At 54.8% G+C, this 13,489-nt stretch carries 11 protein-coding genes; 9 read left to right on the plus strand and 2 right to left on the minus strand.

The features are described 5' to 3' along the window. From dnaA to C1J03_RS00030, 6 genes are all read left to right on the plus strand, one after another. Complete coding sequence (dnaA, locus tag C1J03_RS00005) at positions 1-1,353, plus strand: chromosomal replication initiator protein DnaA (protein ID WP_114882452.1); 1,353 nt, start codon at positions 1-3, stop codon at positions 1,351-1,353. A 135-nt stretch (positions 1,354-1,488) separates the two neighbouring features. Then, positions 1,489-2,607, plus strand: coding sequence for a DNA polymerase III subunit beta (dnaN, locus tag C1J03_RS00010; protein ID WP_114882454.1), 1,119 nt, complete (start codon positions 1,489-1,491; stop codon positions 2,605-2,607). Positions 2,608-2,647: 40 nt separating this feature from the next. Then, positions 2,648-3,745 (plus strand): DNA replication/repair protein RecF, encoded by a 1,098-nt coding sequence (gene recF / locus C1J03_RS00015; RefSeq protein ID WP_114882456.1) that lies wholly within the window; start codon positions 2,648-2,650, stop codon positions 3,743-3,745. Continuing rightward, positions 3,742-4,362 (plus strand): LysE family translocator, encoded by a 621-nt coding sequence (locus C1J03_RS00020; protein WP_114882458.1) that lies wholly within the window; start codon positions 3,742-3,744, stop codon positions 4,360-4,362. The genes recF and C1J03_RS00020 overlap by 4 nt, the downstream gene beginning before the upstream one ends. Before the next feature lie 80 nt (positions 4,363-4,442). Further along, entirely contained in the window at positions 4,443-6,857 is a 2,415-nt protein-coding gene (gene gyrB, locus C1J03_RS00025) for a DNA topoisomerase (ATP-hydrolyzing) subunit B (RefSeq protein ID WP_114882460.1), read from the plus strand. Positions 6,858-6,876: 19 nt separating this feature from the next. Then, positions 6,877-8,220 (plus strand): MFS transporter, encoded by a 1,344-nt coding sequence (locus C1J03_RS00030; protein WP_114882462.1) that lies wholly within the window; start codon positions 6,877-6,879, stop codon positions 8,218-8,220. A 260-nt stretch (positions 8,221-8,480) separates the two neighbouring features. On the opposite strand, the gene C1J03_RS00035 is transcribed toward C1J03_RS00030, so the two are convergent. Further along, positions 8,481-8,873, minus strand: coding sequence for a RidA family protein (locus C1J03_RS00035; protein WP_114882464.1), 393 nt, complete (start codon positions 8,871-8,873; stop codon positions 8,481-8,483). A 344-nt stretch (positions 8,874-9,217) separates the two neighbouring features. On the opposite strand from C1J03_RS00035, the gene C1J03_RS00040 reads away from it, so the two are divergent. From C1J03_RS00040 to C1J03_RS00050, 3 genes are all read left to right on the plus strand, one after another. After that, the gene (locus tag C1J03_RS00040; protein WP_114882466.1) at positions 9,218-9,646 is read left to right on the plus strand and encodes a DUF4399 domain-containing protein; all 429 of its coding nucleotides are present in this window, start codon (positions 9,218-9,220) and stop codon (positions 9,644-9,646) included. 139 nt (positions 9,647-9,785) lie between these two features. Beyond that, the gene (locus C1J03_RS00045) at positions 9,786-10,991 is read left to right on the plus strand and encodes a hypothetical protein (protein WP_114882468.1); all 1,206 of its coding nucleotides are present in this window, start codon (positions 9,786-9,788) and stop codon (positions 10,989-10,991) included. Between the two features lie 198 nt (positions 10,992-11,189). Next, positions 11,190-11,672, plus strand: a complete 483-nt coding sequence (locus tag C1J03_RS00050) for a hypothetical protein (RefSeq protein WP_162798412.1) — start codon at positions 11,190-11,192, stop codon at positions 11,670-11,672. 279 nt (positions 11,673-11,951) lie between these two features. Here C1J03_RS00050 and C1J03_RS00060 read toward each other — a convergent pair whose 3' ends face one another. Continuing rightward, positions 11,952-13,391, minus strand: coding sequence for an adenylate/guanylate cyclase domain-containing protein (locus tag C1J03_RS00060; RefSeq protein WP_162798413.1), 1,440 nt, complete (start codon positions 13,389-13,391; stop codon positions 11,952-11,954). Positions 13,392-13,489: the final 98 nt, after the last annotated feature.

Genomic DNA, 13,489 nt, shown 5'->3' on the forward strand with positions numbered 1-13,489 from the left:
ATGACGCGGGATGATTGGGATCAGACAAAAGAGCGGCTACTGAAAACTGTTGGGGAGAATAATTACAAAATGTGGATCAACCCGCTTGCGCTCGCAAGTATCGACAAGGGCATCGCGACGATCCACGTTCCGACCACATTTCTTGGCAATTATGTCAGCCAGAATTTCGCAGATCTGATCCTGCATGAAATGAAAGTTAGCAGCCGAGATTTGGCCCGTCTGAATTTCTCTGTTGCTCCAAAAACCGCTGCTTCCGCCCCTTCCCCAGATTTCCGCCGCAAGACAAATACCAAACCCGTCTCAACCAATCCACTTTATACTGCGCCTCTTGAAGGCCGCTTTACCTTTGACAACTTCGTCGTGGGCAAACCCAATGAGCTGGCACATGCCGCTGCGCGCCGGGTTGCCGAAGGGGGCCCCGTAACATTCAACCCGCTTTTCCTTCATGGTGGCGTTGGCCTTGGCAAGACCCACCTGATGCACGCCATTGCACAAGAGCTGCGGGCGCGCAGCCCTGAGCTTAACGTGCTGTATCTTTCTGCTGAGCAATTCATGTACCGCTTCGTACAAGCCCTTCGGGATCGCAAGATGATGGACTTCAAAGAGATATTCCGGTCCGTTGACGTCCTGATGGTCGACGACGTCCAGTTCATCGCTGGAAAAGACAGCACCCAGGAAGAGTTCTTTCACACCTTCAACGCACTGGTGGATCAGAACAAACAGATCATCATTTCCGCCGACCGCGCCCCGGGCGAGATCAAAGACCTCGAAGAGCGTGTTAAATCGCGCCTGCAATGCGGTCTGATCGCCGATCTGCACCCTACGGATTATGAGCTGCGGTTGGGCATTCTACAAACGAAGGTCGAGACGCATCAGGCCACCTATCCAGACCTTGAGATGGATGCAGGCGTTCTGGAATTTATTGCGCACCGGATTTCGACCAATGTGCGCGTGCTCGAAGGGGCGCTTACCCGTCTGTTCGCCTTTGCCTCACTTGTAGGCCGCAAGATCACATTGGAGTTAACCCAGGAATGTCTGGCCGATGTTCTGCGCGCCTCTGAACGGAAGACAACCATCGAAGAGATTCAGCGCAAGGTATCGGATCACTACAACATCCGCCTCAGCGATATGATCGGCCCCAAGCGGCTGCGAAGCTATGCAAGGCCGCGGCAGGTTGCGATGTATCTTTGCAAATTGATGACCAGCCGGTCCCTGCCCGAGATCGGGCGCCGCTTTGGGGGCCGTGATCACACCACGGTTATGCATGGCGTGAAGCGGATCGAAGAGCTCAAGCAGTCAGATGGTCAGATTGCAGAAGATCTGGAACTGTTGCGCCGCGCATTGGAAGCTTAACACGCTAACTGCGAATGTTCTGACCGGTAGGCCTTGACGGGCCACCATTTCCGTCTGACAAAACAGAAATGGCTTGTGAAAGCCCCGGAACAGGGTAGTTTGCCCGTCCCGGAGTGACCGGACTGGAGAGGGCATATGAAATTCAGCATCGAACGCGCCGCGCTGCTTAAGGCTGTCTCGCAGGCCCAATCTGTCGTGGAACGCCGCAACACAATACCGATCCTTGCCAACGTGCTGATCGAAGCCGAAGGCAGCGATGTATCGTTCCGCGCTACGGATTTGGACATTGAGGTTGTCGACAGGGCCCCGGCTCAGGTCGAACGTGCAGGTTCAACCACTGTCGCCGCCACCACATTGCATGAAATCGTTCGCAAACTGCCCGATGGCGCGTTGGTTTCGCTTACTGCAGACAGCGCCGCCGGTCGGTTGACAGTTGAAGCAGGACGCTCGAACTTCTCGCTCGCGACACTGCCCAAAGAAGACTTCCCGGTGATGGCATCGTCTGAGTATGCCTCGAATTTCTCTGCAGATGCCAAAGTGCTGCGTAGGTTATTTGATAAGTCAAAATTCGCCATCTCAACCGAAGAGACGCGCTATTACCTGAACGGTGTGTATATGCACATCGCGGATGGTGACGGGGGCAAGATGCTGCGCTGTGTGGCAACAGACGGCCATCGGCTCGCACGGATCGATGCAGATATGCCTGCTGATGCGAGCGACATGCCTGGCGTAATCGTGCCGCGCAAAACCGTCGGTGAATTGCGCAAACTTCTGGATGACGACGACATGAAGATTGCCGTGTCCGTGTCTGAGACCAAAATTCGGTTTGCCACGCCGCAGATTACACTTACGTCCAAAGTGATCGATGGGACGTTTCCTGACTACACCCGCGTGATCCCGCAGGGAAACACCCGCAAGTTGGAAGTCGATGCAGCAGAATTTGCGCGTGCCGTTGACCGTGTCGCCACAGTCAGCTCCGAGCGTTCTCGTGCGGTTAAATTGCAACTTGATGAGGATCGTTTGATCCTCTCGGTCAACGCACCTGACAGTGGTGCCGCCGAAGAAGAGCTGGCCGTGGCCTATAACGACGAGCACCTTGAAATCGGATTCAACGCCAAATACCTGCTTGAAATTGCGAGCCAAGTTGACCGTGAGAACGCCGTGTTCCTGTTTAACTCCTCTGGAGACCCGACCCTAATGCGCGAAGGCAATGACACCTCTGCAGTCTATGTCGTCATGCCGATGCGGGTGTGACGGCAACCGTAATTTCTAAAACTACTTCGGCGATCGATTGATGGCTGGGCTTTACCTGAGCAACCTCACCCTATCGCATTTTCGCTCGCACAAGCGCGCAGTGCTGGATGTTGATGCAAGGCCTGTTGCGATTTATGGCAACAATGGCGCGGGTAAGACCAACGTACTTGAAGCAGTGTCGCTGTTATCACCGGGCCGCGGTTTGCGCCGTGCCAGCGCTCAAGACATGACCCGCCGCCCGGAAGCTCTGGGTTGGAAGCTGACGGCTTTGCTGCACTCGCCCAGAGGCCTCAATGAGATTGAAATCCAATCCGAGGGTGGTGCAGCTCGCCAGGTCCGTATTGATAGCAAACCAGCCGCGCAGACTGCATTGGGTCGAATTGCACGCGTGTTGTGGTTGATCCCAGCGATGGATCGGCTTTGGATTGAGGGTGCAGATGGACGGCGGCGATTTCTGGACCGGATGACACTCAGCTTCCTGCCCGACCACGCGGAACTGTCATTGAACTATGAAAAAGCAATGCGAGAGCGCAACCGGCTGCTCAAGGACATGGTGCGCGAGCCTTCGTGGTATGCCGCCCTTGAGGCCCGTATGGCCGAGGCAGGCGTTGCGATAGACGCAAACCGCCGCCATGCATTAGAGGCCCTTTCCAAGGCACAAGATGCCGCTGAGACGGCCTTTCCAGCAGCGACGCTTGAGCTGCAATGTGACATGCCGCGCGACATCGATGGCTTTCAGGCGGCCCTCGCTGACAACCGGATGCGCGATTTAGCGGCTGGCCGCACCCTGATCGGACCGCATCGCGCCGATCTATATGCTGTCTATACCGCCAAGAAGGTTCCCGCTCGCGATTGCTCTACGGGGGAGCAGAAGGCGCTGCTGGTCTCGCTGATCCTTGCCAACGCACGTGCTCTTGCCGCGGAAACCGGAGCACCACCTCTATTGCTTCTGGACGAAGTCGCGGCCCATCTAGATGCGGGTCGCCGAGCCGCCCTTTACGATGAAATCGTGGGCCTAGGTGCACAAGCTTGGATGACGGGGACCGGCGCAGAGCTCTTTGATGCTTTAGGGGATCGTGCCCAGTATCTTGAGGTGACTGAGGACAGTGGCACCTCTCAGGTAGGCATTGTGCCGTGACCATCTCGGCGTCTGACCTGCTGCTCTATTCCGGCGCGCTGGTGATTTTGTTCCTGACACCCGGCCCGGTCTGGCTTGCCCTGATGGCGCGGGCGCTTTCGGGCGGTTTTCGCAGTGCAGTACCTTTGGCGGTCGGTGTTGCGGTCGGGGATATCATCTGGCCCCTCGTGGCTGTCTTGGGGATCACGTGGATCCTGTCGGTATTTGACACGTTCATGACCGTCCTGCGGTGGTTTGCATGTGGCGTGTTTATCGTCATGGGGTGGGCGTTAATCCGCAATGCTTCAGAGGCGATAAGCGCCGATAGCAGGCTGACCAAGCCCGGTATGTGGCCTGGGTTTCTGGCAGGAGTTGTTGCAATTCTAGGCAACCCAAAGGCGGTGCTGTTTTATATCGGCGTGCTGCCGGGGTTTTTCGATTTACGCCAAGTAACCGCTTGGGACGTCGTGGCGATCTGCGCTGTGTCTGTGATTATCCCAATGACCGGAAATCTGCTGATGGCCGCCCTAATTGGGCGCGTGCGCGGTGTCTTGACCTCGCCCGCGCTGCTGCGGCGGATCAACATCGTATGCGGCATTTTGCTTATTTGCGTCGGCCTGATAATCCCCCTGCTTTGACCACAAAATCTTGTGTCAGCTGCGTGACAATCCCGCCCAAAAACCGTATATATAGCGTAACGCATAATAGGATTTCCCGAATGTCCGATAACGACCAAGCGCCAGAAGAGTATGGCGCGAATTCCATCAAAGTTCTCAAAGGCTTAGAGGCTGTTCGTAAACGCCCCGGCATGTATATCGGCGATACCGATGATGGGTCCGGCTTGCACCACATGGTCTATGAAGTTGTAGACAACGGCATCGACGAAGCGCTCGCAGGTCACGCGGACCGTGTGACAGTTACGATCCATGATGACAGCAGCGTTTCCGTGTCAGACAACGGGCGCGGAATTCCGGTGGGCATCCATGACGAAGAAGGCGTTTCAGCGGCCGAGGTCATTATGACCCAGCTGCACGCTGGTGGTAAGTTCGACAGCAATTCCTACAAAGTTTCGGGCGGTCTGCACGGCGTGGGCGTTTCGGTTGTGAACGCCCTTTCCGATTGGCTGGAACTGCGGATCTGGCGCGAGGGTAAAGAGCACATTGCTCGGTTTGAAGGCGGCTTTACAGTCAAGCATCTTGAAGTCCTGGGCGACACTACACACACGGGCACCGAAGTCCGGTTTATGGCCTCTACCGACACGTTCTCGAATCTTGATTACGTTTTTGAAACGCTGGAAAAACGTTTGCGCGAACTGGCATTCCTGAACTCTGGCGTGCGGATTATTCTGCGCGACGAGCGTCCTGCTGAGCCGTTGGAATCAGAGCTTTACTACGACGGTGGCGTTAAGGAATTCGTGAAATACCTCGACCGGCACAAGTCTTCGATTATGGCTGACCCGATCTTTATCACCGGCGAAAAAGACGACATCGGCGTCGAAGTCGCGATGTGGTGGAATGACAGCTATCACGAGAACGTCTTGCCGTTTACCAACAACATCCCTCAGCGCGATGGCGGCACGCACATGGCGGGCTTTCGTGGGGCGCTGACACGGACGATCAACAACTATGCGCAAAGCTCAGGCATTGCGAAAAAGGAGAAGGTGACCTTTACCGGCGACGATGCGCGCGAGGGTCTGACTTGTGTGCTGTCGATCAAAGTGCCGGACCCAAAGTTCTCTTCCCAAACCAAAGACAAGCTGGTCAGCTCCGAAGTACGGCCCGCCGTTGAGGGTTTGGTGAACGAAAAGCTCGCTGAATGGTTTGAGGAAAACCCTCAGATCGCCCGCATCGTTGTCAGCAAGATCATTGAGGCCGCGCATGCCCGCGAGGCTGCGCGCAAAGCACGCGATCTGACTCGGCGAAAGACAGCGATGGATGTGAATTTCCTTGCTGGTAAACTCAAGGATTGCTCTGAAAAAGACCCATCCAAAACCGAAGTCTTCCTCGTGGAGGGGGATTCTGCTGGTGGTTCGGCGCAGACGGGTCGCGATCGGCAAACTCAGGCAATCCTACCCCTGAAGGGTAAGATTTTGAACGTGGAGCGTGCGCGGTTCGACCGGATGCTGGGCAGCCAAGAGATTGGCAACCTGGTGATGGCACTTGGCACTGGCATTGGTCGCGACGAATTCAACCTGTCAAAGCTGCGCTACCACAAGATCGTCATCATGACAGACGCGGACGTGGACGGCGCGCATATTCGAACGCTGTTGCTGACGTTCTTTTACCGTCAGATGCCACAGCTTATTGAGCACGGACATCTCTACATCGCGCAGCCGCCGCTCTACAAAGTGGCCCGTGGTAAATCCGAGGTCTACCTCAAGGATCAAGCTGCGATGGAAGATTACCTGGTTCAACAGGGTATCGAAGGCGCGATGCTGAGGCAGGGCAACGGCGAAGAAATCTCTGGTCAGGATTTGACACGAGTCGTCGATCTCGCGCGGCAAATGCGCCGAGTGCTCGAGGCTTTCCCGACGCATTACCCGCGCCATATCTTGGAACAGGCCGCAATTGCTGGTGCCTTTGTACCGGGCGTTGTGGACGCAGACCTGCAAGGCACGGCTGACAAGGTCGCAAAGCGGCTGAACTTGATTGCGATGGAATATGAGCAAGGCTGGCATGGCCGGATCACTCAGGATCACGGCATCCGTCTGGCCCGCATCCTGCGCGGCGTCGAAGAAGTACGCACGCTGGACGGCAAAATGCTCCGTTCGGGCGATGCACGCCGCTCGGGCACCTTCACCGAGCATCTGCAAGAGGTCTACGATCTGCCCGCAACGTTGGTGCGCAAGGACCGTAACCAAATGATCCACGGGCCGATGGATTTGCTGAATGCAATTCTGGCTGAGGGTGAAAAAGGCTTGTCTTTGCAACGCTACAAAGGCCTGGGAGAGATGAACCCTGAACAGCTTTGGGAAACCACGCTAGACCCTGATGCACGGACGCTGCTGCAGGTCAAAGTGGCAGATATGGCAGAAGCAGATGATCTTTTCACCAAGCTGATGGGCGATGTTGTTGAGCCGCGACGCGAGTTCATACAACAAAACGCGCTGAACGTGGAAAACCTCGACTTCTGATCTTTTGTGAGGGATCATTATGCTTTCTGTTCTTGCCGACCGCACCTATCGTCACCTGTTTCTGGCACAAATCGTGGCACTGCTTGGCACTGGCCTTGCGACCATTGCTCTGGGGCTTTTGGCATACGATCTGTCAGGTGAACGGGCCGGTCTGGTTTTAGGCACGATCTTCACTATCAAGATGGTCGCCTATGTTGGCATAGCCCCTATTGCCGGAGCCTTTGCAAATCGCTGGCCGCGACGCACAATGCTGGTCAGCCTTGATCTGATCCGAGCCGCCGTAGCGCTGTGCCTACCGTTCGTGACCGAAGTCTGGCAGGCTTACATCCTGATTTTCGTGCTGCAATCTGCTTCGGCCGCCTTCACACCCACGTTTCAAGCGACAATCCCCGACATCTTGCCAGAGGAAGACCGCTACACCCGTGCCTTGTCGCTCTCTCGGTTGGCCTACGATCTGGAAAACATCATTAGCCCGATGCTGGCCGCGATCCTGCTGACCTTGGTCAGCTATCATGCACTGTTCGTCGGCACCGTGATCGGGTTTGTCGGATCTGCCATGTTGGTCGTCTCCGTCCATCTGCCAAGCCCGCAACCAACTGCCCCAAGAGGCATCTATGACCGCACCACAAGAGGCATACGGATTTACCTCGCAACGCCACGCCTGCGAGGGCTTTTGTCTCTCAACCTTGCAGCGGCAGCCGCGGGTGCGATGGTGTTGGTGAACACGGTGGTTCTGGTTCGCTCTGATCTAGGACTTGGCGACGCTCAAGTAGCCATTGCTCTTGGTGCATTTGGTGGGGGATCAATGCTGGCGGCGCTTTTACTGCCCCGACTTCTGGGCAACCGTCCCGACCGCCCCGTAATGATCGGCGGAGCCGCCGTACTGGTCGTTTCGCTCTTAAGCCTGTCGCTGTCGTCACTTATCTATGACACGCAGTGGTTTCCACTTCTCGCAGGCTGGCTGATCATCGGGATCGGCTATTCCGTCGTGCTGACTCCATCCGGGCGGCTACTCAAACGATCCGCACATTCCGAGGACCGGCCGGCCGTGTATGCTGCACAGTTTGCTTTATCACACGCTTGCTGGCTGGTGACATACCCCCTTGCAGGTTTGCTGATCACTATTGCTGAGCCAACCACAGCATTTGCTGTTCTTGCATTGCTCGCGGCGGTTGGGATGGTCAGTGGGATCGTGCTGTGGACGCCGGACGATTCTGGAGCTTTCGAACATACTCATGAAGACTTACCAGAGGATCACCCCCATATTCAGAATGGCCGATCACATAGCCACCCAATCGTCATTGATGACTATCATCAACACTGGCCGCGCTTGGTAAAACCAAAAACTGGCCAATTGAATTGACCTGCATTGATCTCCTCTAGGTCAAGGTCTGTTTAGTTCCGAAGTGCCTACACTAATCTTAGACCCTATTGATGACAGACAAGTCGTTTATTCAAACGCATCCCGTAGGTCAGCTAATGTTCGCCACCTGACAAAAGGTTCCCAGTGTGCCACTGGTGCGCCTCGGTCGCTTGGAGAAAAGTTCATGGGGCAGCTATGCCGACAATCCGGTAGTTACCCTTAAGAGTATCTGATGGGTAGCTAACCTTGGCGGGTTAATTTCAACTTCCGCTGCCCACCACTGCAATGGCCTCGACTTCAACCAATAAGGCAGGCATGACGAGAGCCGGTGTAGCGTAGGCCGCGCTGGCGGGGACGCCCGCCGGAAAAGCTTCCGTCCGGGCTCTACCAAATTCACCATAATGGGAAATATCGGTCAGGAAGGTGTTAATCTTAATAACGTCGGCCATGGTCGCTCCGGCAGATGCAAGTAGCTCCTCTATGTTCTTAAAAGTCTGCTTGGCTTGAGTGTAGACGTCCTCACCAACAACATTCCCGTCGCTGTCAAATGCAACTAAACCTGAGGTGTAAATGGTATCACCGACCTTCACTCCGGCAGAGAGATTGAATTTCTTGGTCCAAGCCCAACCGGGATCGAGGCGCTGTTGTTTCATTTCGCGTTCCTAAACTGTCAGATTTGCAGCTTAAGTCTTAGCCTATCAGCAATGCTCAAGGTCCCAAACACAAACCTGATAGGTGGGCGATGAACACCACGACGTTCATTCTGAAGTGACCACATTGGGCTTCAGCCGTCATCTGACAGTTTCACTCAGAGATGTCGGACCCTTGTCTGACGCCCTGCTTGATTGCATCGGGAATCTTGCCTCAGGTGGGGAACGCTAGATGATCTGACAATTCGTCGGGGTATAGGTTTTATACTATACAGAATGGGCAAACTCTAACTCTGGGGGCTATATGAAAATGTGCAGATCAGTGCTCGTCTTTCAGGGAGAATAACATGAAGTACTTAATTTTAACTGTGACCGCAGGAATTCTGATTGCGGGAGCAGCCGTTGCAGACGGTCACCGCAGCCCAGCACCAGCAGACGCACGAGCATACATCGTATCACCTACAGACGGTTCGACGGTCTCAAATCCTGTCACTATCGTTTTTGGACTTGAAGGCATGGGCGTTGCTCCAGCAGGCACAGAAATGGACAACACCGGCCATCACCACTTGCTGATCAATACTGACCCAAGCACGCTGGACCTTGATTCAGGACTGCCCGCAACAGACCAAGTTGTCCATTTCGGTGGTGGTCAGACACAAATAACCCAAGAGCTGCCTGTGGGCACGCATACTCTACAGCTGCTTCTTGGCGATTGGAGCCACGTGCCGCACAATCCGCCTGTCATGAGTGAGGTCATTACAGTCACGGTAAACTAGACCCGAGGCACGAGAGCAACTCGCACAGCTTTTATGCTCACATACAAAGTGCGCTGATGCCTCGGGCTAACCTATCTCGATCCGTGCAATCAGAAATGTTACTAGAAATTTCACATAGTTGGTTTTTCGAAAGGTCGGGATGATGCAGGCCATAGCGGACACAGAGCGTCTGGTCGAAGACGGGATTATTACCAGCGAGCAGGCCAAAACCATCGAGACTAGAGCGCGGGAAGCAATGGTCTATTTGGCCATAAACAGCATTCTGTGCCTTGGTATTGTGGCAGCAACCGGCGGGTTTATTGCTTGGCTTGGGACCCCAGCATCGGTTGCTGGTCTAGGGTTATTTGCCCTGGGATTAGGTGTTCTGATTTTGAGCTATGGCACCGAAATGTATCGAATGTTCGGCGCTGCGTCGGCGCTTATCGGCGCCGGTATGCTGATCGGGGGCGCCAGCCTTGAACTGATGGACAAGTATGAGGGCATCGCAGGACCCATCATGATTGTAAGCGGATTGATTGTCGCTGCCGCAACGGCGTGGCTCATGAAACACGAACTAAATTCAGCACGCTTTGTGACCGGTGCAATCTTGGTAATGGGACTTGCGATGCACCTCGTGGGACTCGCGTTCGTCTTGGACCAAGGAGATGTGACAGGCGTGCCAATTAGTCTGTTCTATCTGTACGCAACGGCCGTCACAATCGGCGCAGGCTGGCTGACGGACGTTCGTCTGGTGACGTCGCTTGCTATTGCTCCATTTGCCCAAGTGCTGAACACTGGCACTATATACTTTCACGCCGCTTACGTTTTCTATTCACCCGAGCCGACACTTTCCATAATACAGATGAGCTTACTGATTGCCGCCTGCACTTGGGTCTCGGCCAGGTGGCCTGAGCGTACGGCCAGGCATGCTCGCGTGCTTGCGGTCATGGCCTTTATCGTTGCCAACCTTTGTGCATTGGTCGGGTCGCTGTGGGGCGACTTTGTCGGTGAAACCGTTTGGGGGCCGGGGTACTTTCGATACGGGACTGACATGAGTTGGGAGGAATGGCTCGCAGCCCAATCCACATTCCGCGAAACTGCGCTGTTTTTATCTGCCAACCTCTATTCAGTTCTTTGGGCAGTTGCGCTGGCCGCTCTTATCTTCTGGGCGGCGAACAAGTCCCAGAGGGGTCTTTTCAACGCGGCGATTACTTTCGGCGGCATTCACGCCTACACTCAGCTTTTCGAAAGCTTTTCGGACGAGCCTCTTGCCTATGTCATTGGTGGGATAGCAGCCATACCGCTGGCATGGGGCATGTGGCGGTTGAACATTTGGATGGCAGGAGGTCGCGACCTCGCACATTAGAAATAGCAACCGAATCTGATCAACTTATGAGAGATTGGGCAGGGCTCCGCTGCGCAAAAATCCACCAATGTGGCTATTGCGGAGAAGCTGTCGTTCTCAGCATTGGCTATTTACTGGGTCCAGATCCTAATACGCCTTCATTAGCGCATCATGGCAATCATTGTTATCATCCACCAAATTGGGAAGCATTTTAGGCAAATGGCGAAACAATTCGAAAGCAGAACAGACGCCCGTAGGCTGAAGTTAACCGTAGGTGCGGGCCTTGCTGCCGCCAGTACTCTGTTGTTCTTGGCGCTGATTTTCGAGGACATTGGCGACCTTGCAGATTCGGATTGGTCCAATCTGCCCATTGGAATGATTGTTCGGTATATAATTGCGATGGGGCTTGGAGGCGCAATTGCCGGGTATGCACTGTCGAACCTGTTTGGCCGACCTGGCTTACTTGGGTGGGCTCTTTCGTTGATCGGTGGAGTTATCGCAGCAACGTTTGCAGGTTTGCTGGGTAGCGCCATCGGACTATTGCCGGACCTTTTGTCGGACGGTTTACAGTCTCGCGACATCGTCGCAGTTGGAGCAGGGATTTTGGTCTTTCCATTGGCGTTGATCGGGTGGCCAGTACTTTTGCCAATCTGGGCTGGATTGATTTCCCTAGTTCACCTTCTTGCCACCCGCCTGAGATAACTCGTCGTCAAATGATTGGCACAAGCCAATCCGCCCTTAGTGTCGGCATGTGCATGGTGTAGCGATTTGACCATTTCTCCGACTCATGACTGTCACTCTCGGCCCTTAGCTGCCGCTCGCCGGACATGTTGTATGCTGCGATGCGGCCCGTGAGACCGGCCATTGATGCAAAGCGCAGCATTTCGTTCATGGCTCTGGCGGCAGAGCGGGACTTTCCGGTGATTGCAAAAAATAGTCAAAACCCATTGGCAGGCCCCCAAACTGATGCGTTTTGCTCGCTTAGCGCTCCAGGTCAGAAAGGATGGATTTCAGCGAGTGCGCGACGCGCGCCATCTGATCCGAATTCATACGATCACGGTCTATAGTCAGTGTGCAGAATTCATCCTCGTAGTGGATAAAATCGCCGTGCCCCGCCACTTCTTCGTAGATTCCGGTCACCGCATAAGTTCGTATCGGTTTTGGGAACCCTTTGACCGTGACTGCATCCCGCTCCTCCACCCTCAGCCAATCCTTGACCATCGCATATGTTTCGGCTGCGAGCAGAATGCCGCCCGGTTCAGCTTCGGCTTCCAGCCGGGCCGTCAGGTTAACCTCTCTGCCGATGATCGTATAGTCCATCCGATTGTCCGAACCGAAATTGCCGACGGTGCAAAAGCCGGTGTTGATACCGATACGTGCCCGGAACGGACGGTCGATAAAGCCCTGCGCCCGCCATCCGGCCTGAAGGTCCGCGAGTCTACGCTGCATGGCGATAGCCATTCGGACGCAGGCTGAAGCATCTTCCCTGATACCACGGCTGTCCGTGTCACCAAAATAAAACATCATTGCGTCGCCTATGAACTTGTCAAAATATGCGCCGTGCTCCTGTGCAATCTTTGACATTTCCGAAAGGTATTCATTGAGAAGCGATGTAAGCTCCTCAGCTTCAAGCTGATCGGTTATCTCTGCGAAATCGACGATGTCGGAAAAGAAGATCGTCAGTTTTTTGCGGTGAGATTCGATTGCGGCCTGTTGATCCCCTGCAATGATCGACCGATACAGTTGCGGTGGCATGTATTTAGCCAGTTGCTCCGAGACATTTTCGAGTGTCTCGTTCGCGGCGCGCATGTCATTCAGCAATCGTGTATTTGCGATTGCGATATCGGCCTGAGCCGCAAAGGTTTGCAGCACCTCGAATTGATCCGTGCTGAGTTCGCCCGTGTCACTGCGTAGAACGGCCAAGCCGCCCACGGTGGTGTCGCCGTCGGAAATTGGTAACATCGTCACTGCGCGGTAGCCTGATGCCAGGAAATTGCCTGCACCCACCATGAAACGATCCTGCACCGCAGCGACATCGGCGATATCGATGCCTGTGCCGTTTAGGATGACGTGGCCATGTATGGTTTCGGGATGCAGCGGCGAAGGGAAACGATGGCGCCATGCCTCGACTCCGTCCGGGTCTGGTCCGGCGATTGCGACCACTACTACATGATCAGCTTCTCGCAATGCGATGCTGATTGTCGCTTCGGGGAACAGACGCAATCCAGCCTGCACTATCGAATCGAAGACTGGTTGTGCCTGTCTGGGGGAATTGCTGATGACCTTGAGGATTTCGGCGGTGGCGGCCTGACGGTTGAGAGCCTCTTCCAAAGCATGTTCCAGATCGGCTGATCGCCGCCCGGTTGCCTTAGAGATCTTCGCCGACACACCAGAATTTACAGGCTTCTTTCGATGCGACAAATCACAACCCTCGCTGGCTTTTGTGAAATCTAATGCCAACAGTATACCTGATGCAGTGAAATCTTACACCGTGAAGACGAGGTCCGCTCTGGGTTCGC

It is taken from the genome of Sulfitobacter sp. SK012, assembly GCF_003352085.1.
Taxonomy (GTDB): domain Bacteria; phylum Pseudomonadota; class Alphaproteobacteria; order Rhodobacterales; family Rhodobacteraceae; genus Sulfitobacter.

What these genes read in the sequence shown, in the direction of transcription:
- dnaA (WP_114882452.1), top strand. Translation starts at nt 1, where the DNA reads ATGACGCGGGATGATTGGGATCAGACAAAAGAGCGGCTACTGAAAACT.
- dnaN (WP_114882454.1), top strand. Translation starts at nt 1,489, where the DNA reads ATGAAATTCAGCATCGAACGCGCCGCGCTGCTTAAGGCTGTCTCGCAG.
- recF (WP_114882456.1), top strand. Translation starts at nt 2,648, where the DNA reads ATGGCTGGGCTTTACCTGAGCAACCTCACCCTATCGCATTTTCGCTCG.
- gyrB (WP_114882460.1), top strand. Translation starts at nt 4,443, where the DNA reads ATGTCCGATAACGACCAAGCGCCAGAAGAGTATGGCGCGAATTCCATC.
- C1J03_RS00030 (WP_114882462.1), top strand. Translation starts at nt 6,877, where the DNA reads ATGCTTTCTGTTCTTGCCGACCGCACCTATCGTCACCTGTTTCTGGCA.
- C1J03_RS00035 (WP_114882464.1), bottom strand. Translation starts at nt 8,873, where the DNA reads ATGAAACAACAGCGCCTCGATCCCGGTTGGGCTTGGACCAAGAAATTC.
- C1J03_RS00040 (WP_114882466.1), top strand. Translation starts at nt 9,218, where the DNA reads ATGAAGTACTTAATTTTAACTGTGACCGCAGGAATTCTGATTGCGGGA.
- C1J03_RS00045 (WP_114882468.1), top strand. Translation starts at nt 9,786, where the DNA reads ATGATGCAGGCCATAGCGGACACAGAGCGTCTGGTCGAAGACGGGATT.
- C1J03_RS00050 (WP_162798412.1), top strand. Translation starts at nt 11,190, where the DNA reads ATGGCGAAACAATTCGAAAGCAGAACAGACGCCCGTAGGCTGAAGTTA.